This window comes from Streptomyces sp. NPDC079141 (assembly GCF_040686775.1).
GTDB lineage: Bacteria > Actinomycetota > Actinomycetes > Streptomycetales > Streptomycetaceae > Streptomyces.
The window spans coordinates 95,650-114,839 of record NZ_JBFBLP010000011.1 but is presented as its reverse complement, the minus strand read 5'-3'; the positions used below and the strand labels follow the sequence as shown (position 1 = coordinate 114,839).

Sequence of the window (19,190 nt, the reverse complement as noted above, 5' to 3'; positions counted from 1 at the left end):
ACCGAGGCGCGCCGCCGGCGCTACGGGACCCCACGCCAGGGGCTCGGTCCCGCACCCCGGTTCAGTCCCGCGCCAGCCCCAGCCGCGCCCGCAGCCCCGACGTCCGCTCGTCCGCGGCCACCGCAGCGGCGCCGGCCGTCACCGTCTCGTAGACCGAGAGGATGTCGGCGCCGACCGTCGACCAGTCGAACCGCCGTACGTGCGTGCTGCCGCGTTCGCGCAGCTCGGCGCGGCGGGCGGGGTCCTCCAGCAGCCGTACGGCCGCCTCGGCCAGCGCGTCGGCGTCCTCGTTGGCGAACAGCTCGCCCGCCGCCCCCTGGTCGAGCACCTGCGCGAAGGCGTCCAGGTCGGAGGCGAGGACCGGCGCCCCGGCCGACATCGCCTCGACGAGGATGATCCCGAAGCTCTCCCCGCCGGTGTTGGGGGCGACGTAGAGGTCGATGCTGCGCAGCAAGCGCGCCTTGTCCTCGTCGCTGACCATGCCGAGGAACTCCACGCGCGAGCGCAGTTCCGCGGGCAGGTTCTCCACGGCCTCCTCCTCGTCGCCGCGGCCCGCGACCAGGAGCCTGGCCTGCGGCCGGGCGGCGAGGATCTTCGGCAGCGCCCTCATCAGCACCGGCAGGCCCTTGCGGGGCTCGTCGATCCGTCCGATGAAGCCGATCGTCTCGCCCTGCCACTCCGGCTTGGGCTCGGCCTTGGCGAAGAAGTCGACGTCGACACCGTTGGGGATGACGACCGCGTCGCCGCCCAGATGCTCGACGAGGGTACGGCGGGCGTACTCGCTCACCGCGATCCGCGCGCTGATCTTCTCCAGGGCGGCCTGGAGGATCGAGTACGCGGCGATCATGGCCTTGGAGCGCGGGTTGGAGGTGTGGAAGGTGGCCACGAGCGGGCCCTGCGCGGCCCAGCAGGTCAGCAGGCCCAGGGAGGGCGAGGACGGCTCGTGGATGTGGACGACGTCGAACTCGCCGTCGTGCAGCCAGCGCCGCACCCGGGCCGCCGACAGGAAGCCGAAGTTCAGCCGGGCCACCGAGCCGTTGTACGGCACCGGGACCGCGCGGCCTGCCGAGACGACGTACGGCGGCAGCGGGGTGTCGTCGTCGGCGGGTGCGAGCACGGACACCTCGTGGCCGAGGCGGATGAAGTACTCGGCCAGATCCCGGATGTGGAACTGGACGCCTCCCGGCACGTCCCAGGAGTACGGGCAGACGATGCCGATCCTCACGACGGGCCCTTCTCGGGGTCGAGGTCGGCGACCCACAAGCGCTGCAGCATGTGCCAGTCCTCCGGATGTTCGGCGATCCCCGTGGCGAAGGCATCGGCCAGCGCCTGTGTCATGACAGACGTCTTCTCGGCCCGGGTACCTGTCTCGGGCACCTCGACCGGTGGATGCACGCGCCCTTGCATCACGGGCGAGTCGTCGTACCAGAGCGTCACCGGCAGCAGCAGCGCGCCCGTCTGCTGCGCGAGCAGGGCCGGTCCGGCCGGCATCCGGGCCGTCTCGCCGAAGAACTTCACCTCGACGCCGGAGGCGGACAGGTCACGGTCGGCGACCAGGCAGACCAGGCCGCCGTCGCGCAGCCGCCGGGCCAGCGTGCCGAAGGCCGAGCCGCCGCTGTGCGGCAGCACCTCCATGCCGAGGCCCTCGCGGTAGGCGACGAAGCGGTCGTAGAGGGTCTCCGGCTTCAGGCGTTCGGCGACCGTCGTGAAGGGGGTCTCCAGCTTGGTGGTGACCCAGGCGCCCGCCAGGTCCCAGTTGCCCAGGTGGGGCAGGGCCAGGATGACTCCCTTGTCGGAGGCGAGGCCCTCGGTCAGGTAGTGCACGTCCTTGGGCTCGAAGCCGCCCTTGACGCGTTCGGCGCTCCAGGCCGGGAGCCGGAAGGACTCCATCCAGTAGCGCAGGTACGAGCGCATGCCCGCGCGCGAGAGCTCCGCGAGCCGCTCGGGGCTCGCGTCGGGCACCACGCGCGCGTAGTTGCTCTCCAGCCGCTGCACGCCCTTGCCGCGCCGCTTCCAGGCGGCGTCGGCGACGGTGCGGCCGAGCCGGACGGCGACCGGCTCGGGAAGCTTCTTGACGGTGCTCCAGCCGAGGCCGTACAACGCGTCCGTCAGCCGCTCCTGGGCCCTCATGTCGCGGCCTCGCTCCCCTGTGCGGCGTTCTCCTGCGCGGCCGCCGCGTCCGCCTCCGCGGACTCCCGGCGTACGGTGACGACCCGCTGGATCAGCGTGACCAGGCTGCCCACGGCGACGATCCACAGCGCTACGGGCAGCAGGTACTGGATGCCGGGTACCCCGAATTTGTGCAGGCCCGCGAGACCGGCCGCGACCAGCGAGATCACCAGGCGCTCGGCGCGCTCGACCAGGCCGTTGACGGCGACCGGCAGCCCGATCGACTCGCCCCGGGCCTTGGTGTACGACACCACCTGGCCGCTGGCCAGACAGAAGATCGACACGGCGCACAGGACGAGGTCGTCGCCGCCGCCGGCGTACCAGAGGGCGAAGCCGCCGAAGATCGCGCCGTCGGCGACCCGGTCGAGCGTGGAGTCCAGGAAGGCGCCCCAGCGGCTGGAGCGGCCCAGCTGGCGGGCCATGTTGCCGTCGACCAGGTCGGAGAACACGAACAGCGTGATCACGACCGTGCCCCAGAAGAACTCGCCCTGCGGGTAGAACACCAGCGCGCCCGCCATCACGCCGGCGGTGCCGATCAGCGTGACCGTGTCGGGGCTGACGCCCCGCCGGATCAGAAACGCGGCGAACGGTGTGAGGACACGCGTGAAGAATGCACGCGCGTACTTGTTCAGCATGGCCTTCCCGAGGGTCGGTGTGGCCGCGCGGCCCCTGCTGGCCACCGGCTGGCCCATCGTAGCCACGCGCGCGCGTGGGCGACGGCCGGGCGCCTTCTCACGGAATCGAGCGGGACCCACTGGCGCGATCACGTCCGCCGTATGGACGCACCGTGACGGGAGTGGAAAGCTCGAAGAACCGCGGGCGTCACCGGAGCCGCCACCGCGGATCCGCATGTCCGCGCCCACAGTGACCTCACCGTGCACGGGAGGCAAGGCCATGGGCGACAAGGCGAACGCACACCCCGGGGCCGCCGGCAGGGCAACAGCGGCCGACCACCCCGCGTCCGTACGGAATGTGGTGCTGGTCGGCCACAGCGGATCGGGCAAGACGACATTGGTGGAGGCTCTCGCCCTCACGGCGGGAGCGGTGAACCGGGCGGGCCGCGTGGAGGACGGCGGCACCGTCTCCGACTACGACGACATCGAGCACCGGCAACAACGCTCGGTACAACTCTCCCTGGTGCCCGTCGAATGGGACGGCATCAAGGTCAATCTTCTGGACACCCCCGGATACGCCGACTTCGTCGGGGAACTCAGGGCCGGTCTGCGAGCGGCGGACGCGGCCCTTTTCGTCGTCTCGGCCTCCGACGGCGTGGACGGCTCGACCCGCATGGTGTGGGAGGAGTGCGCGGCCGTCGGCATGCCGCGCGCCATCGTGATCACGCACCTGGAGGCCGCGCGGGCGGACTACGAGGAGATGACGCGGATCTGCGCGCAGGCCTTCGGCGCCGACGACCCCGACGCGGTCCTGCCGCTGTACCTGCCGCTGCACGGCCCGCAGGCGCCCGACGGGCACGCGCCCGTGACCGGGCTGACCGGGCTGCTGTCGCAGAAGCTGTTCGACTACTCCTCCGGCGAGCGCAAGGAGTCCGAGCCCGGCGAGGACCAGCTGCCGCAGATCGCGGAGGCCCGCAACCGGCTGATCGAGGGGATCATCGCCGAGAGCGAGGACGAGACCCTCATGGACCGCTATCTCGGCGGTGAGCAGGTCGACGTCAAGACGCTCGTCGAGGACCTGGAGCGGGCCGTCGCGCGCGGGGTCTTCTTCCCCGTCCTGGCCGCCGCCCCCGCGGCCGAGGGCGCCCGGCAGGGGCTGGGCACGGTCGAGCTGCTGGAACTGGTCACCGGCGGTTTCCCGACCCCGCTGGAGCGGGAGGCACCCCGGGTCACGACGGTCGACGGCAAGCCGCGCGAGCTGAAGCTGTGCGACCCGGACGGGCCGCTGGTGGCGGAGGTCGTGAAGACGGCGTCCGACCCCTACGTCGGCCGGGTCTCGCTCGTCCGCGTGTTCTCCGGCACCCTGCGCCCCGACGAGACGGTGCACGTCTCCGGGCACGGTCTCGCCGACCGCGGGCACGAGGACCACGACGTCGACGAGCGGATCGGCGCGCTGTCCCGGCCGTTCGGCAAGCAGCAGCGGGTCCTCACCCACTGCATCGCCGGGGACCTGGCGTGCGTGGCGAAGCTGAACCGCGCGGAGACCGGCGACACCCTCTCCGCCAAGGACGACCCGCTCCTGATGGAGCCCTGGCAGATGCCCGACCCGCTGCTGCCGCTCGCCATCCAGGCGCACAGCAAGGCGGACGAGGACAAGCTCTCCCAGGGCCTGTCCCGGCTGGTCGCCGAGGACCCGACCATGCGCCTCGAACAGAACCAGGACACCCACCAGGTCGTGCTGTGGTGCCTGGGCGAGGCCCACGCCGACGTCGCGCTGGAGCGACTGCGCAGCCGGTACGGCGTCCAGGTCGACGTCGTACCGCACAAGGTCTCCCTTCGGGAGACGTTCGCGGGGAAGTCCGGCGGGCGCGGACGGCATGTGAAGCAGTCCGGCGGGCACGGGCAGTACGCCATCTGCGAGATAGAGGTCGAGCCGCTGCCGGGCGGCTCGGGCATCGAGTTCGTGGACAAGGTGGTCGGCGGGGCGGTGCCGCGGCAGTTCATCCCCTCCGTCGAGAAGGGCGTAAGGGCCCAGGCGACCAAGGGGGTTGCGGCCGGTTATCCGCTCATCGACGTGCGGATCACCCTGCTCGACGGCAAGGCGCACTCGGTGGACTCCTCCGACGCCGCGTTCCAGACGGCCGGCGCGCTGGCGCTGCGGGAGGCCGCGGCCGACGCGAAGATCCATCTCCTCGAACCGGTGGCCGAGGTGACGGTGCTGGTCGGCGACGAGTACGTGGGCGCCGTGATGAGCGACCTGTCGGGGCGGCGCGGCCGGGTGCTGGGCACGGAACAGACCGCGGGCAACCGCACGCTGGTCCGGGCCGAGGTACCGGAGATCGAGATCGGCCGGTACGCCGTCGACCTGCGCTCGCTGTCGCACGGCACCGCCCGCTTCAGCCGCTCCTACGCGCGGCACGAGCCGATGCCGCCGCAGGTCGCCGAAAGGATCCGCGAAGACAGCCGCGATTCCTCGTAGTTGGCACCGGGCACAACACCGGTGGGGCCAACGGGCCCCGGACAACCGACCTTTGTGGAACGCTCCCCTCCGAGTCGGCGGGCGGCTTCGGCCGTCCGCCGACGAATGTCGGTGGCGGCGGATACGCTGATGACCTGATCAACAGGTGTGCGAAGCAAGCAAGTCGGGAAGGCCGCAGGAGCGACAGTGGCGGCGATCGGGGGCGGGAATGACCGTAGGGATTGAGAACGTCTTCGGACCGCAGGTCCCCCTCACGGGCAACGACGACCAGACGGCCACGTTCGCACTCGCATCCGCCGCATACCGGGACAACCCGGTCGAGGACATCACCAAGGCCAACAGCGAGTGGCACGAGACGACCGTCAAGGACGGTCAGAAGTGGGCCGGCAAGCTCTTCAGGCCGAACCTGGGCGAGGCGTACTCCCGGGCGGTCATCGACCGCATGATCGGTCCGGGCCGCAAACCACTGATCCAGTCCTTCGGCACCGAGCCCCAAGTCGTCGTCGACCACTGCCTGGCCGCCTATCGGCTGCGCCGGGACCGGGACAAACGACTGTCCGCCGTCATGGTGGTGTGCGGTGTGCTGTTCCTGCCCGGACTCCTGGTCTGGCTCCTGGTCTTCCAGTTGCGCACCAGCATCGACAAGAACACCAACAAGAAGGCCTCCGCCCTCGCCACGGCCCTCCTCGTCGCCGTCGGCGCCCTCGCCGTCCTCTTCCTCGTCCGCATGCCGTTCGCGGGCTTCTGGGGCTGGTACGCACGCGCGTGCGTGGTCGTACCCGTCCTCGGCTGGTTCCTGGCCAAGCAGATCTGCGAACGCTCCACCAAGGACCTGCGCGCACGCTGGAACGGCCTGCTCGCGGGCAGCAGCATCGGGGCCCAGGTTCCCGAGGCGGTGCCGAGCAGCCCCAGCGAGACCCAGGCCGAGCAACTGCGCCAGTCCCTCGCCAGGCTCAGCGCCGAGCAGCAGTCCAACTCCGTCTTCTACGCCGGACCCAAGGGCATCCTGGGCATGGGCACCCGCTGGGGCAGCTGGCAGCTCGCCGAGGACCTCGCGCCCGCCGACCCGACCCGCGAGATCCACCCCTTCCGCAGCTGGGACGTCATCCGCGCCATCCACGACAAGCTGCGCATGCTGGAGCGGAACACGATCAACACCGGCGGCTTCCCCAAGGCCTCGATACGGCACTGGATCGTCACACCGGTCGGGGAGAACGCCAAGGGAGTGGCCCGCACCGAACAGTCCTCGGACGTGGAGGCGTTCCAGCACAAGCCGCACTCCATACAGGACATCTGCAACAAGCAGCAGTTCGGCAGCGGAAACCGGCACTACCTCGGCGTGCAGTGGACGCTGTGGGACGGCCAGTTGATCCTCACCATGATGATCACCGTCACCGTGCTGCACGAGACCCTGCGCATCGAGGTGACCGGGCACGCGCTGGGCCCCGTCAACCCGCTCTTCATGGGCAAGCCGGAGGACCCCACGAAGCAGGTCCAGAAGTCGCTCAAGCCCTGGGAGACCCGCACGGTGAAACTCCCGCTGGTCCCCACCAACGAGGTCGTACGCCTCGCCGTCCGCGCCCCGCTCTCCTGGTATCCGCCGCTGCTCAACTGGCTCGGCGGGACGATAAGCCTGCCCGAGCCCTTCGGCCTGCGGCACGTCTGGGCGGACAAGCCGTGGCGCCACCGCTTCATGGCCGACGACGCGATGCGCGCCGCGACGCCCGTGCTGCGCGTGGTGCACGCCGCGGCGATCCGGGTCCTTGAGGACAACGGCGTGGACACGGAGAAGTTCGGCGCACGCTCGGCATTCCTCAGCACGGCGGTGCAGGATCCGTCACCGAGGAAGGCCGATCTGTACGACGCGTGAGGCCTAGGCTGGCCACGCCTCCGCCAGCATCTTGCGCGTGTCCGCCAGCAGCTGCGGCAGCACCTTCGTGTGGCCGACGACCGGCATGAAGTTCGTGTCGCCTCCCCAGCGGGGGACGATGTGCTGGTGGAGATGGGCGGCGATGCCCGCGCCGGCGACCGTGCCCTGGTTCATGCCGATGTTGAAGCCATGGGCGCCGGACGCGGTACGCAGGGCCTTCATGGCCTGCTTGGTCAGCGCCGCCAGCTCGACCGTCTCGGGCTCGGTGAGGTCGGTGTAGTCCGCGACATGGCGGTAGGGCACGACCATCAGGTGGCCGCCGTTGTACGGGTACAGATTGAGCACCGCGTACACCAGCTCGCCGCGCTGGACGATCAGCCCGTCCTCGTCGGACTTGGCCGGAATCGAGCAGAAGGGACAGCCGTCGTCGGCCCCCGGGCCGGTCGGCTTGTTCTCGCCCTGGATGTAGGCCATCCGATGGGGTGTCCACAGGCGCTGGAACGCGTCCTGCGTCCCCACTCCCCACTGCTGCTCCGGCTCACTCGTCATGCAGTGCAGCATATGGCGTCGCCCATTCGGAGCGTGTCGCCGGGGCTGCGGGAAAAGGGTCCCGGGCCAAGCTGGGCGGGTGGACGACGACAGCTTCAAGGCCCGCTGGGAGCAGCACTCCGAGGTACCCCTCGCCATGGCGTCACTGGTCTACCTCGCCTCGTACGCGGTCCTGGTGCTGGCCCATGACCTGCCGGAGGGCTGGCGGGTGCTGTGCCTCGTGGTGCTGTTCACCGCATGGGCGGTGTTCGCCGTCGACTACGCGGTGCGCTGGCGGCTGAGCGGACAGCGCCTGCGCTTCGTCCGCGCCCACTGGCTCGACACCGTGGTGCTGGCGCTGCCCCTGCTGCGCCCCTTGCGGATCGTGAAGATCTACGAGTCGGCGCAGCGCCGGCGCGGCCGGCCCCGGCTCGCCCTGCACGGCCGTGTGATCGCCTACTCGGGCCTCTCCACCCTCCTGCTCGGCTTCTCCGGAGCCCTCGCCGTCTACCACCAGGAGTACGGCGCCAAGGGCGCGAGCATGCGCACCTTCGGGGACGCCATGTGGTGGACCTGCGCCACCCTCGCCACCGTCGGCTACGGCGACATCGCCCCGGTGACGCCGCTGGGCCGCGTGATCGCGGTCGGCGTCATGGCCTGCGGACTTGCGCTGCTCGGGGCGGTGACGGGGTCCTTCTCGTCCTGGCTGCTGCAGGTGTTCTCCCGCGAGGACGACGAAAGGCCCCCGGGGAGCTGAACTCCCCGGGGGCCTCGCGTACGGCGTCGGATCAGACCTGCGTCCGCTCCTCGACGACCTTCGCGATCTTCGCGATGGCCTCGTCGAACGGGATGCCGTTCTCCTGCGAGCCGTCGCGGTAGCGGAAGGAGACGGCGTTGTTGGCCATGTCCTCGTCGCCCGCGATGACCATGAAGGGCACCTTCTGCTTCTGGGCGTTGCGGATCTTCTTCTGCATGCGGTCGGAGGAGGAGTCCACCTCGACCCGCAGGCCCTTGCGCTTGGCGGCCGCGGAGAACTTCGCCAGGTAGTCCACGTGCGCGTCGCCGATCGGGATGCCGATCGCCTGGACGGGCGCGAGCCACGCCGGGAAGGCGCCCGCGTAGTGCTCCAGCAGCACCGCGAAGAAGCGCTCGATGGAGCCGAACAGCGCGCGGTGGATCATGACCGGCCGCTGCTTGGTGCCGTCCGCGCCCGTGTACTCCAGGTCGAAGCGCTCGGGCAGGTTGAAGTCGAGCTGGATGGTCGACATCTGCCAGGTGCGGCCGATGGCGTCCTTGGCCTGGACGGAGATCTTCGGGCCGTAGAAGGCGGCGCCGCCCGGGTCCGGGACCAGCGGCAGGCCCTGCTTCTCGGCGACCTGGCGCAGGGTCTCGGTCGCCTCCTCCCAGACCTCGTCGGAGCCGACGAACTTCTCCGGGTCCTTGGTGGACAGCTCCAGGTAGAAGTCCTCCAGGCCGTAGTCGCGCAGCAGACCGAGGACGAAGGTGAGCGTCTTGTCGAGCTCCTCCGACATCTGCTCGCGGGTGCAGTAGATGTGCGCGTCGTCCTGCGTGAAGCCACGCGCGCGGGTGAGGCCGTGCACGACGCCCGACTTCTCGTACCGGTACACGGTGCCGAACTCGAAGAAGCGCAGCGGCAGCTCACGGTAGGAGCGCCCGCGGGCGTCGAAGATCAGGTTGTGCATCGGGCAGTTCATGGGCTTGAGGTAGTAGTCCACGCCCTCGTCGAGCTGCATGGGCGGGTACATGCCCTCGGCGTACCAGTCCAGGTGGCCCGACGTCTCGAAGAGCTTCCCCTTCGTCGCGTGCGGGGTGTAGACGAACTCGTAGCCCTCTTCCTCGTGGCGGCGGCGCGAGTAGTCCTCCATCACGCGGCGGACGATGCCGCCCTTGGGGTGGAAGACGGCAAGGCCGGAGCCGATCTGCTCCGGGATGGAGAACAGGTCGAGCTCGTTGCCCAGCTTGCGGTGGTCTCGCTTCTCGGCCTCGGCGAGGAAGTCGAGGTAGCCCTTCAGCTCGTCCTTGGACGGCCAGGCGGTGCCGTAGATGCGCTGGAGCATGGGGTTCTTCTCGCTGCCGCGCCAGTAGGCGGCCGCGTTGCGCATCAGCTTGAACGCCGGGATGAGGCGGGTGGAGGGCAGGTGGGGACCGCGGCAGAGGTCCTTCCAGCACAGCTCGCCGGTCTTGGCGTCCAGGTTGTCGTAGATCGTCAGCTCGCCGGCGCCGACCTCGACGTCCGCGCCGTCGTCCGAGGAGGCGGAGCCCTTGAGGCCGATCAGCTCCAGCTTGTAGGGCTCGTTCGCGAGCTCCTCGCGGGCGGCCTCGTCGGTCACCACGCGGCGGGCGAACTTCTGCCCGCGCTTCTGGATCTCCTGCATCTTCTTCTCGACGGCCTTGAGATCCTCGGGCGTGAACGGCTTCTCGACGTCGAAGTCGTAGTAGAAGCCGTCCTTGACGGGCGGGCCGATGCCCAGCTTGGCCTCGGGGAACAGCTCCTGCACGGCCTGCGCCATGACGTGCGCGGTGGAGTGGCGCAGGATGTTGAGACCGTCCTCGGAGGAGATCTCGACACCCTCGACGGTCTCGCCGTCCGCCAGGACGTAGGTGAGGTCCTTGAGCTCGCCGCCCACGCGCGCGGCGATGATCGAGCGCTCGCCGGCGAAGAGGTCGGCCGCCGTAGTCCCCGTCGTCACCACGCGCTCTTCCCGCTCGGAATCGCGTTGGATGATCACACGGACGTCTGACACCGGTCTCTCCTGACTGCAGGTGGGGTGCGGCGCCATACCGGGAGCGCGCGCAAGAGGGAATCGTACCGACCCGCACCCTCCGACCGCGAAATCATTCCTCTGCGCAGTCCGCTCAGTCCCCTGCGCAGGCCTCCTCGAAGAAGTCGAGGTTCTCCTGGAGCGACTTCATCAGCCGGTCCCGCTCCGCCTCGTCGACCTGCACGGGTACGACCGAGGAGGCGCCGGTGAGCTTGCGGAACCCGCCCCGGCTCTCCAGCCGCCCGTGCACGCGGACCGGCAGTCCCACGAGGTGGGCGTGCCCGGCGATGCGGTAGGCCTCCTCGTCCAGGGTCAGCCGGACGTGCGGGATCTCGGCCCCGGCCAGCACCCGCAGCCGTACGGCGCCCTCCCCGCGCGGCCCCGACCTGCGCATCCGCACGACCGCTCCGGTGATGCGGACGGACACGGAGGGCTCCTCGCGCAGATAGCGGGCCCCGGCCTCGCGCAGCACCGGCAGGTCGCCGGGTGAGAACTCCACGGCCTCGGCGGGGGCCGCGCAGCCCTCGGGGACGCCCGCGCCGGGCGCCCACTCGACGGCGACGCGTGCGCCCTCGGTGCCCCGGACGAGGGCGATCAGCGCCTCGGTGAGCTCGCGGCTGACCCCGGCCTCGACGGCGCCGTCGAAGGCGTCCATGCCGCCGGTGGCCCGCTGGTAGTCGATGGCCTCGCGGGCGGCGTACAGCGCCTGGTGCAGGCGTACGGCGAGGGGGCGGCCGGTGGCGACCGGGACGAAGGCGGTCAGGCGGCGGCCGCCGGCCGGGGAGCCGACGAGGACGTTCTCCAGCATGGCCGCGGCGGGTCGGCGGTGCCGGGCGCCGTAGTAGCCGGCACGCGCGCGTGTGGCGAGGGCGGCGGCGAGGAGCATCTGGCGGGCGGAGGCGCGCAGCTGCTCCTCGACGGTCCAGGGCACGGTGCCGGCCGGACCGGCGGGGGCGTCGCGCCACCAGCGGATCTCGTCGCTGGGGACGGCGAGGGAGACGAGCACCTCGCGCGCGGAGGGTGTGCCGCTGCGGGAGAGGGCGACGAGTGCCTCGCCGAGCAGGTCGTCGCTGTCGGGGAAGGCGCGGCTCTCGGGCACGAGCAGGCTGGTCCCGCCGCCGCCCGGTCCGGGCGGGGTCCAGCGTCCGTAGCGTCCGGCGGCGCCGCCGCGGCGCTGCCAGCCGTGCCGGTGCAGCAGGGCGCTGAGGACGGCGGGGTCGACCTCGTCAGGCTCGGGGGGCCGCTGCCAGGCGACGGCGTCGACGGGGTGCGGCCGGACCGGTCGCAGGGGCTCCTCGATCGGGCGGTGCGTCATGGTCTGCCTCCCGTCCCGACCCGCGTCATGATCTCGCACAGCGCCCGGTCGTCGAAGACGCGTGAGGTCGGTATCCGCACGGTGGTCCGGGTCCGGCCGGTGACCGGGTGGCCGGCGAGGTTGACCCAGTAGCAGCAGTGTCTGAGGTCGAGCCGGTCGTGGCTGGCGCGCAGCCAGTCGTCCTGGGACCGGGGCACGAGCATCACGACGAGGATCTTGTGGACGGAGACCGGGGTGCGGGCGAGCTTGCGCAGGTGGTCGTTGTCCAGCGTGAAGGAGAAGGAGCGGCCGGGCGGGTTGGGCGCGATCTGGTACGTGCACTTGAGCTGGACCTTGATGGTGACCTCGTCGTCGACGGTGTGCCCGGGTGAGCCGTGGCTGACGTGCCAGTCGATGCCGTTGTCCGGGAACGGCTGCGACAGTGAGCAGCCGGCCGCCGCCGCGACCGCGTGCAAGTAGCCCACCTGCAGTGTCTCCATGCAGGCGGTGGTGGCGAGTGTGCCGCGATGGGGGCCCGTACGTTCGGGCAGCAGCCCGCCCCGCTCGGGCTGCGCTATCGCCATGACCAACAGCCTTCCAAGCCAAGTGAATTGCCCGCACCGGGGCCGAGTGAATCCCGCGCCGGGCCGCTGAACTGCAAAGACCCGTACCTCTGTTGTCTCCTTCCGGCGTACGGCGCAAACAGCCCGGGTATCACCAAACGGGCAGAAGACGGTGCGTCAGCTGCCGTGGGTGAACGAGGGGTTGTGTAGGTATGGCGTGCTGGTATGAGGGCCCGCTGGCGGCATTCGACACGGAGACGACAGGCGTGGACGTCGAGACCGACCGGATCGTTTCGGCGGCCGTCGTCGTGCAGGACGCCCCGGGCACCCGGCCGCGGGTGACCCGGTGGCTGGTGAACCCGGGTGTGCCGGTGCCGGAGGCGGCGACGGCGGTGCACGGGCTGACGGAGGACCATCTGCACCGCAACGGCCGCTGGCCGGCGCCGGTGATGCAGGAGATAGCCGAGGTACTGGCCGAACAGGCCGTCGCGGGCCGCCCGCTGGTGGTGATGAACGCGCCGTTCGACCTGACCATCCTGGATCGCGAGCTGCGCCGCCATCGCGCGTCGTCGCTCGACCACTGGTTCGAGACGAGTCCGTTGCTGGTGCTGGATCCGCGGGTCCTCGACAAGCATCTGGACCGCTACCGCAAGGGCCGTCGCACGCTCACCGACCTGTGTGCGCACTACGGCGTCACGCTGGACGGCGCGCACGACGCGGGCGCGGACGCACTGGCCGCGCTGGATGTCGTACGGGCGGTGGGGCGCCGGTTCGCGGCGCGTCTTGAGCGGCTCTCCCCCGCCGAACTGCACACGTTGCAGGCGGTGTGGCACGCGGCGCAGGCCCGTGGGCTTCAGGCGTGGTTCGCGCGCAGCGGGAGCGAGGAGGCGGTGGATCCGGCGTGGCCGCTGCGTCCGGATCTGCCGGCGGCGGCATGAAGAAGGCCGGTCCGCGTTTTTGCGGACCGGCCTTTCCCGGTGGGCGATACTGGGTTCGAACCAGTGACCTCTTCGGTGTGAACGAAGCGCTCTCCCACTGAGCTAATCGCCCGGGAACGCACTGAACAATACAGGCCCCCGCGGGTTTCCTTCAAACCGCTTCCAAGTGGGCGGCCAGCCCCCGTCGTCCGGCCCGCATCATCAGCCAGTGGTTGGCGCGGAAGACCGGCCGCCCGGGCACGGCGAGCCGCCGCAGCAGCGGCTTGCGCACGTCGACGACCTGGTCGTAGCGGGCGAGGGTGCCCGTGCCGTCCGGGGTGAGCGTCCAGCGCGCCCAGCCCTCCATGTCGCCGGTCATGGCGATCTCCAGGACCCCGGCCGCCGGATCGCGCCGCACCTCGCGCGCGGTGAAGGTCATGTCGTACGGCAGGAAGGCACGGATCCGGATCGCGCCGCTGGTGTCGTCGAGGCGGTTCACCTCGCGCACCTGCGGCCACCAGAGGGGGTATTCCTCGGCGCGCTCCAGGGCGTCGTAGACCGCGGCCGGGGGCGCGGGCAGGGTCCACTGGGTGCGGAAGCGGTAATGGGACCAGTCCATGAGCAGAGTGTGGCACCGGATCTGAGTACGTTCTGAGTACGCGGACTCATGTCCGGCGGCGTGACGCGGACCACACTTTCGAGACATGACGCACAACCCGTCCCCGGCCGAGGAACTGCGGGTCCTCGACACCGAGCTGTGGCAACTCGACGCGCGCCGCGCCCAGTTGCTGGCCCGTCGCGTGCGGCTGGTCGCCGCACTCGACGCGGCCCGCCCGGCGCAGCCCTTCGCTGCGCCCTTCACACCCCCGCGTCCCGAGGCCCCCGGGCCGCGGGTGCAGAACGTGCTGCTGGTCCTCGGCGGGGTCCTTTTCACCATCGCCGCGACGGCGTTCACGCTGGTCAGCTGGGGGCATCTGGGCATTGCCGGGCGCGCCCTGGTGCTGGGCGCGATCACGGCGGCCGCGTTGTGCGCGCCGGTGCCGCTGCTGGGGCGCGGGCTGCGCTCGACGGCCGAGTCGGTGGCCGGGCTCGGGCTGGCGCTGACGGTCCTGGACGCCTATGCGCTGCACGAGGTGGCGCTCGCCGGCGTGGACGGCGTCGGCTACACGGCGGCCGCGACGGCGACGCTGGCTGCCTTGTGGACGGCGTACGGGCTGCTGCCGCGCGTGGGAGAGCTGCGCCTGCCGCTGCCCGCCGCGTTGGCCGCGGCCCAACTCCCGCTGCTGCTCTGGGCGGTGGCGGCCGGCGCCGGACCGTACCTGACGACGGCCGCCCTGCTGGTGACGGCCGGGTTCGACACGGGTGTGGCGCTCCGGGTGCCCGTCCGTTCCGTACGCCTCGCCGCGACCGTCGGCGCGTACGGCATGGGCGCCTGGGGCGCGCTGACGGCCGGAGGTCTGTCCTGGACGGCCACCGGTCCGAGCGCCGCCGCCCGTGCGGCGGCGCTCCTTCTCCTCGCCGCGGCGATCGCGCTCACGGCCGCCCGGCTGACGGCACATCCCCGCACCTCGGCACTGACCGCGCCGGCCGGGGGGCTGCTGCTGGTCGCGGCGTTCGGCGGCATGCTGCGCGTGGTGCTGCCGGACGTGTGGACGGTTCCCGCCCATCTCGCCTGCGGTGTCGCGCTGTTCGCCGCGACCCGGCTGTCGGAGCCGCTGCGCCGTGGCCTGCTCCTGGCCTCCGCCGGTGTCCAGGCCCTGACACTGCTGTGGACCGTGCCGCTCGTCGCCGTCACGCTGCTGGGCCCGGTCGCGTGGGTCGAGCGGGCCTGGTCCGGGACGCCGTCGGACATCCGCGCCGCAGTGACGGTGGACGCGCCCTGGCCTCCGCGGATGGAGACGGTCCCGGTCGTGCTCGCCGCCGTGGCCGCCGTACTGGCGCTGGCGGTGCGGGACACGACGTGGCGTCCCCGGGCCCTGACGGGTGCGCTGACGCTGACCTGGGCGGCGCTGCTCACGCTGCCGGCGGTGCTGGAACTCCCGTACGCCGTCGGCCTGTCGGCCCTGGTGGTCACGACGGCGGCCGCCCTCGCGACGGCGGCGCTCCTGCGGCCGTCCGCGGACGCCGAGAAGGAGCCCGAGCCCGGCGCCGCACCGGCCTTCCCCTTCCCGACCGCTCAGCCGACCGCTCTGGTCCTCGCCCTCCTCTCCTCCCTCACCCTCGCCTTCCTCTCGCTCGCCGCACAGACCGCGACCCTCGCGGTTCTGTCCGTCCTGACCGCGCTCTTCGCGGCGGCCTCGGTCCGGTCCGCCCCCGTCACCGCCCCGGCCGCGCTCGCGTATGCCGCCGCGCTGGCCTGCGCCGTGGGCGCCGCGGCCAACTGGCCGACGCAGCACACCGCGCTGCTGGTCCTCACGGTCCCGGTGGCCGCGGCGCTGCTCGCCGCACGGTTCACGGGCGGCTCACGGGCGACGCTCCCGGTCGAGGTGGCGGGCGCGGCCGCGGGGCTGCTGGCCGTGGGGCTCGCGGTCACCGACCTGCCGATGCTCGCCCTCGTCCTCTCCCTGTGCGGTGTGATCACCGCGGGCACAGCGGTACGGCCGGACCGCCGCCCCGTCGCCTACGCGTCCATCGCCCTGTTCGCGCTGGCCACCTGGGTACGCCTGGCGGCCTGGGAGGTGACCACCCCCGAGGCCTACACGCTGCCGGTGACCGTCCCCGCCCTGATCGTCGGCGCCCTGCGCAGGCGCCGCGACCCGCAGGCCTCGTCCTGGACGGCGTACGGCCCCGGCCTCGCCGCGACCCTCGTGCCGAGCCTGGCCGCGGCCTGGGGCGACCCGGGCTGGACGCGCCCCCTCCTGCTCGGCCTCGCGGCCCTCACGGTCACCCTGCTGGGCGCCCGCCACCACCTCCAGGCCCCGCTCCTGCTGGGCGGCGCGGTCCTCGCCCTGGACGCACTGCACGAGCTGGCCCCGTACCTGATCCAGATCGCGGGCGCGCTCCCCCGCTGGGTGCCTCCGGCCCTGGCCGGCCTCCTTCTGCTGGCTCTGGGCGCGACCTACGAACAGCGCATCCGGGACGCCCATCGAGTGCGGGACATGCTGGGCAAGCTGCACTGAATCCTGCGCCCCAAAGGGGCGCGGGGAACTGCGCGACCAGTCACAACGGACCCGCAGTCACCCCGCGCCCCAGCGGAGCGTCACGGCATCTTGTGACCCAGCAGCGCCAGGTTCTCAATCGCGGCAAGACCGTACAGCGCCGTGTCGTTCGTCGACACCCATGTCGCCTCGCTGCCCGGCACCAACGTGACCGGCCCGCTCAGCTGCTCGGTCTTCCAGGGCGCCGACTCCTTGTACCCGTCGGAGTTGTAGAACTTCTGCCACGCGCGCGTGGCGAGCTTCTCGTCCCCGGTCTTGACGGCCGCGTAGGCGTCCAGTCGCGAGTGGCCCTGGAACAGCAGCAGCGTGCCGAAGTTGGAGCCGTACCGCGCCGCCTGCTCGGCCTTGGTGGCGTTGAAGTAGCGGCAGTAGTCGAAGTACGCCTCGTTGAACTTCGGCATGTCGACGAGGTCGATGAGCTCGGCGCACAGTTCGTTGAGACCGAAGACGGCGGACAGGTGCGAGACGCCGACCACCGGCTTCTCGGCGATGGCGAACTTGCCGGTGTCCAGGTCGTACAAGCCGGTGCCCTGCACGAATCCGTTGGGCTGGGCGGCGATCGTCTCCATCGTCGACAGGACGCGCGCCTTGGCCTTCTCCCACTTCGGGCCCTTGCGCTCCCACTCGGTGAGCCAGGCGGACACAAGGCCGCTCCAGTCCGTGCCGAAGCCGATCGACAGCGCGTGCCGGTCGGGGGTGTACGGCTCGGTGCGGATCTTGCGGATCGGGTCGAGGACGAGGAAGGTCTCGTCGGAGTCGACATTGGCGTGCATGAGGTCGCCGACGCGTTCGTCGCCGGTGAGGAAGTAGTAGTAGCGCCGGTAGGTGGTGTTGGCGATGCGCTGCTGCTTGGCGCTGTCGGCGTAGTGCTGCACACCGTGCCGGGTGCCGAGGCCGGCCCATTCGCCCAGGTGGTAGACGTCGACCTCGCCGGTGTGCCGGGTCATCGCCTCGGCGAAGCGGAAGATGTCCGCGCGGCCGGAGCGCAGGTAGGCGAACCACAGCCACAGGTCCGGCGACAGCTCGGAGTTGTCCCAGGCGTAGCCGCCGATGTCGTAGCGCCACTGGTGCCGGGCGGTGTCGTAGGTGTGCATGATGTCGCCGTAGTCCCAGAAGCCGTACCAACGACGCATCTCCACCTGGTCCTTGTAGTAGGTGAAGAGGAAGTCGAGGTGGTCCTCGATCTTGGCCTTGGCGGCGGTGGAGCGGTCGGGCTCGGAGTACAGGCCCTTGCCGAACACGCCCGCCTTGATGAGCTGCTGGGGCGGGGCGGCGAGCTGCGGCAGGACGCGCACGGCCTCGATCTGCTGGGCGAGGGCGTTGGCCGACGGGGTCAACTCGTTGGCCCAGAAGAGGAGTTCGGAGGTGCGCGCGATGCCGTACGGGGTGCCGAAGCCGGGCTCGTAGTCCTCGTAGGTGATGTTGAGGCCTTCGAGCTGCTCGGGGAAGGTGTCCTGGCCCATGCCGTCGTGGTAGAAGCGCAGGTCCATGGGCTGTGCCTCGGGCGACCAGAGCCAGAGAGTGACCTCGGCCTCCTCGGTCTGGGCATCGCGGATGTCGAGTTGGGCGGGGAACTTCTCCCAGAAGTCGCGCAGGCCGAAGGAGAGTCCGCCGCTCGCGCCGCCGACGTAGCCGAAGCCGTTCGCGCGGCGGCCGCCGCCGGTGCCGATCCAGCCGTGGCCCTTCTTGGTCCTCTTGCGGAGGGTGAAGCCGTCGGCGGAGAGCTGGGAGAGGGTGTAGTCGCCCCACTCGGGGATGTACTGGAGACGGGTGGTGACGCGCTGGTCCCAGGTGGCGGGGTCGGGCAGCTTCTTGCCCTCGAACTGGGCGGCCTGGACTGCGGCGCCCGGGTCGCGGCGCAGTCCGGTGATGCCCTTGACCGCCTCGCGGAGCATGCCGGTGCCCTCGCCGCCGATGCGGATGTGGCGGTCGTAGGACTGGTCCCGCATGGGGACGGTGAAGCGGACGCCGAGGCCGCGGATGAAGTCGCCGCTGGCCTTGCCCGGTTCCTGGGTGCCGTCGAAGGTGATGGTGTGCACCATGCGGAAGGAGTCGGCGCCGGCGTAGAAGTAGAGGCGGATGGAGAACGGCAGCCAACTGCGGTCGCCCTTGCGGTGCTTGCCGTCGATGCGGACGACCGCGCGGACCGGGCCGTCCTGTTCGACGGTGACCTCGGAGATGGCGCCGTCGAAGCGTTCGCACTTCGCCGTGCCCTGGTCGCCGTCCTCGATCTCGGGCTGGCGGAGCAGGACGAGACGGCCGTCCTTGGCGATCTCGGTGCCGCCGCGGGTGACCGACTTGACGAGCGTGGCGCCGGACTTACCGATCTTCGCGGTGATCACGCCGGTCGATACGTCGATGGTGCCGCCGCTCCTGTCGACGGTGACCTTCTTCTCGGGGGCGGCGGGCTCGCCGGCGGCGAGGGTGAGCTTGCCGGTGCCGCCCGAACCCACCGCGTGCGCGGTCCACTTGAGGGAGCCGTCGGGCCAGTAGGCGAGGGGCCAGGTCTGTACGGGCACGGCCTTGCCGTCCGCGTCCGTCAGCGCGAACGTCTGGTCCTCCTGGAAGGCGCCCTTCGGCCAGGGCACACCGAGGGTCGAGCCGGGTGCGGCGCCCAGGCCGCCGTCCTCCAGCCAGTCCAGGGTCACGGGGTCGGCGTCGCTGGCCGCGGCTCTGGGCGCCGCCTGGGCGTCCTTCGCCCCTAGCGCCCAGCTGAACTGCGCGGCGGCTCCGGCGACGGCGGCCGCCTTGAGGAGGGACCTGCGGGGGATGGGAGACATAGGAGAGTCAGCCTTTCCTTCCGTGCGGGATGCAT

At 71.3% G+C, this 19,190-nt stretch carries 14 protein-coding genes and 1 tRNA gene; 5 read left to right on the top strand and 10 right to left on the bottom strand.

The window, feature by feature from the left end; all coding sequences use genetic code 11:
• Positions 1-61 precede the first annotated feature (61 nt).
• The 3 genes from AB0Q90_RS27230 to pgsA are packed head-to-tail and all read right to left on the bottom strand — an operon-like array spanning position 62 to position 2,861.
• A complete protein-coding gene (locus AB0Q90_RS27230) occupies positions 62-1,225 on the bottom strand; it encodes a glycosyltransferase family 4 protein (RefSeq protein WP_363160691.1) in 1,164 nt (387 codons plus the stop codon).
• The gene (locus tag AB0Q90_RS27225; RefSeq protein ID WP_363160692.1) at positions 1,222-2,130 is read right to left on the bottom strand and encodes a phosphatidylinositol mannoside acyltransferase; all 909 of its coding nucleotides are present in this window, start codon (positions 2,128-2,130) and stop codon (positions 1,222-1,224) included. Before AB0Q90_RS27225 ends, AB0Q90_RS27230 begins: the two co-directional genes overlap by 4 nt.
• Positions 2,127-2,861, bottom strand: coding sequence for a phosphatidylinositol phosphate synthase (pgsA, locus tag AB0Q90_RS27220; RefSeq protein WP_363160917.1), 735 nt, complete (start codon positions 2,859-2,861; stop codon positions 2,127-2,129). Before pgsA ends, AB0Q90_RS27225 begins: the two co-directional genes overlap by 4 nt.
• A gap of 202 nt (positions 2,862-3,063) precedes the next feature.
• Between pgsA and AB0Q90_RS27215 the strand changes: the two genes are divergently transcribed.
• Together AB0Q90_RS27215 and AB0Q90_RS27210 are read left to right on the top strand one after the other, a co-directional pair.
• Positions 3,064-5,262 carry an elongation factor G-like protein EF-G2 gene (locus tag AB0Q90_RS27215; protein ID WP_363160693.1) on the top strand — a complete coding sequence of 733 codons (2,199 nt, stop codon included), beginning with the start codon at positions 3,064-3,066 and terminating at the stop codon, positions 5,260-5,262.
• Between the two features lie 208 nt (positions 5,263-5,470).
• On the top strand, positions 5,471-7,132 hold the full coding sequence (locus tag AB0Q90_RS27210) for a hypothetical protein (protein ID WP_363160694.1): 1,662 nt from the start codon (positions 5,471-5,473) through the stop codon (positions 7,130-7,132).
• 3 nt (positions 7,133-7,135) lie between these two features.
• On the opposite strand, the gene AB0Q90_RS27205 is transcribed toward AB0Q90_RS27210, so the two are convergent.
• Positions 7,136-7,693 carry an HIT domain-containing protein gene (locus AB0Q90_RS27205; protein ID WP_363160695.1) on the bottom strand — a complete coding sequence of 186 codons (558 nt, stop codon included), beginning with the start codon at positions 7,691-7,693 and terminating at the stop codon, positions 7,136-7,138.
• Between the two features lie 67 nt (positions 7,694-7,760).
• Here AB0Q90_RS27205 and AB0Q90_RS27200 point away from each other — a divergent pair, with 67 nt between their 5' ends.
• Positions 7,761-8,417: a potassium channel family protein gene (locus tag AB0Q90_RS27200; RefSeq protein ID WP_363160696.1), complete on the top strand. Its 657-nt coding sequence runs from the start codon at positions 7,761-7,763 to the stop codon at positions 8,415-8,417.
• Positions 8,418-8,448: 31 nt separating this feature from the next.
• Here the strand turns inward: AB0Q90_RS27200 and thrS are convergent, their stop codons facing one another.
• From thrS to AB0Q90_RS27185, 3 genes are all read right to left on the bottom strand, one after another.
• On the bottom strand, positions 8,449-10,425 hold the full coding sequence (gene thrS / locus AB0Q90_RS27195) for a threonine--tRNA ligase (RefSeq protein ID WP_363160697.1): 1,977 nt from the start codon (positions 10,423-10,425) through the stop codon (positions 8,449-8,451).
• A gap of 112 nt (positions 10,426-10,537) precedes the next feature.
• Positions 10,538-11,758, bottom strand: coding sequence for a hypothetical protein (locus AB0Q90_RS27190; protein WP_363160698.1), 1,221 nt, complete (start codon positions 11,756-11,758; stop codon positions 10,538-10,540).
• Positions 11,755-12,321, bottom strand: coding sequence for a DUF4365 domain-containing protein (locus AB0Q90_RS27185; protein ID WP_363160699.1), 567 nt, complete (start codon positions 12,319-12,321; stop codon positions 11,755-11,757). Before AB0Q90_RS27185 ends, AB0Q90_RS27190 begins: the two co-directional genes overlap by 4 nt.
• Before the next feature lie 191 nt (positions 12,322-12,512).
• Between AB0Q90_RS27185 and AB0Q90_RS27180 the strand changes: the two genes are divergently transcribed.
• On the top strand, positions 12,513-13,238 hold the full coding sequence (locus AB0Q90_RS27180; RefSeq protein ID WP_363160700.1) for a 3'-5' exonuclease: 726 nt from the start codon (positions 12,513-12,515) through the stop codon (positions 13,236-13,238).
• Positions 13,239-13,278: 40 nt separating this feature from the next.
• Here the strand turns inward: AB0Q90_RS27180 and AB0Q90_RS27175 are convergent.
• Both AB0Q90_RS27175 and AB0Q90_RS27170 read right to left on the bottom strand, forming a co-directional pair.
• Positions 13,279-13,350, bottom strand: a tRNA-Val gene (locus AB0Q90_RS27175).
• 39 nt (positions 13,351-13,389) lie between these two features.
• The gene (locus tag AB0Q90_RS27170) at positions 13,390-13,836 is read right to left on the bottom strand and encodes an SRPBCC family protein (RefSeq protein ID WP_363160701.1); all 447 of its coding nucleotides are present in this window, start codon (positions 13,834-13,836) and stop codon (positions 13,390-13,392) included.
• Between the two features lie 85 nt (positions 13,837-13,921).
• On the opposite strand from AB0Q90_RS27170, the gene AB0Q90_RS27165 reads away from it, so the two are divergent.
• The gene (locus AB0Q90_RS27165; RefSeq protein ID WP_363160702.1) at positions 13,922-16,336 is read left to right on the top strand and encodes a hypothetical protein; all 2,415 of its coding nucleotides are present in this window, start codon (positions 13,922-13,924) and stop codon (positions 16,334-16,336) included.
• Between the two features lie 80 nt (positions 16,337-16,416).
• On the opposite strand, the gene AB0Q90_RS27160 is transcribed toward AB0Q90_RS27165, so the two are convergent.
• Positions 16,417-19,155 carry a Tat pathway signal sequence domain protein gene (locus AB0Q90_RS27160; protein ID WP_363160703.1) on the bottom strand — a complete coding sequence of 913 codons (2,739 nt, stop codon included), beginning with the start codon at positions 19,153-19,155 and terminating at the stop codon, positions 16,417-16,419.
• Between the last annotated feature and the right edge of the window lie 35 nt (positions 19,156-19,190).

Bases quoted from the DNA above. Each gene is read 5' to 3' on its own strand.
- AB0Q90_RS27190 (WP_363160698.1), bottom strand. From the start codon at position 11,758: ATGACGCACCGCCCGATCGAGGAGCCCCTGCGACCGGTCCGGCCGCAC.
- AB0Q90_RS27165 (WP_363160702.1), top strand. From the start codon at position 13,922: ATGACGCACAACCCGTCCCCGGCCGAGGAACTGCGGGTCCTCGACACC.
- AB0Q90_RS27170 (WP_363160701.1), bottom strand. From the start codon at position 13,836: ATGGACTGGTCCCATTACCGCTTCCGCACCCAGTGGACCCTGCCCGCG.
- AB0Q90_RS27210 (WP_363160694.1), top strand. From the start codon at position 5,471: ATGACCGTAGGGATTGAGAACGTCTTCGGACCGCAGGTCCCCCTCACG.
- AB0Q90_RS27205 (WP_363160695.1), bottom strand. From the start codon at position 7,693: ATGCTGCACTGCATGACGAGTGAGCCGGAGCAGCAGTGGGGAGTGGGG.
- AB0Q90_RS27185 (WP_363160699.1), bottom strand. From the start codon at position 12,321: ATGGCGATAGCGCAGCCCGAGCGGGGCGGGCTGCTGCCCGAACGTACG.
- AB0Q90_RS27215 (WP_363160693.1), top strand. From the start codon at position 3,064: ATGGGCGACAAGGCGAACGCACACCCCGGGGCCGCCGGCAGGGCAACA.
- pgsA (WP_363160917.1), bottom strand. From the start codon at position 2,861: ATGGGCCAGCCGGTGGCCAGCAGGGGCCGCGCGGCCACACCGACCCTC.
- AB0Q90_RS27160 (WP_363160703.1), bottom strand. From the start codon at position 19,155: ATGTCTCCCATCCCCCGCAGGTCCCTCCTCAAGGCGGCCGCCGTCGCC.
- AB0Q90_RS27180 (WP_363160700.1), top strand. From the start codon at position 12,513: ATGGCGTGCTGGTATGAGGGCCCGCTGGCGGCATTCGACACGGAGACG.
- AB0Q90_RS27225 (WP_363160692.1), bottom strand. From the start codon at position 2,130: ATGAGGGCCCAGGAGCGGCTGACGGACGCGTTGTACGGCCTCGGCTGG.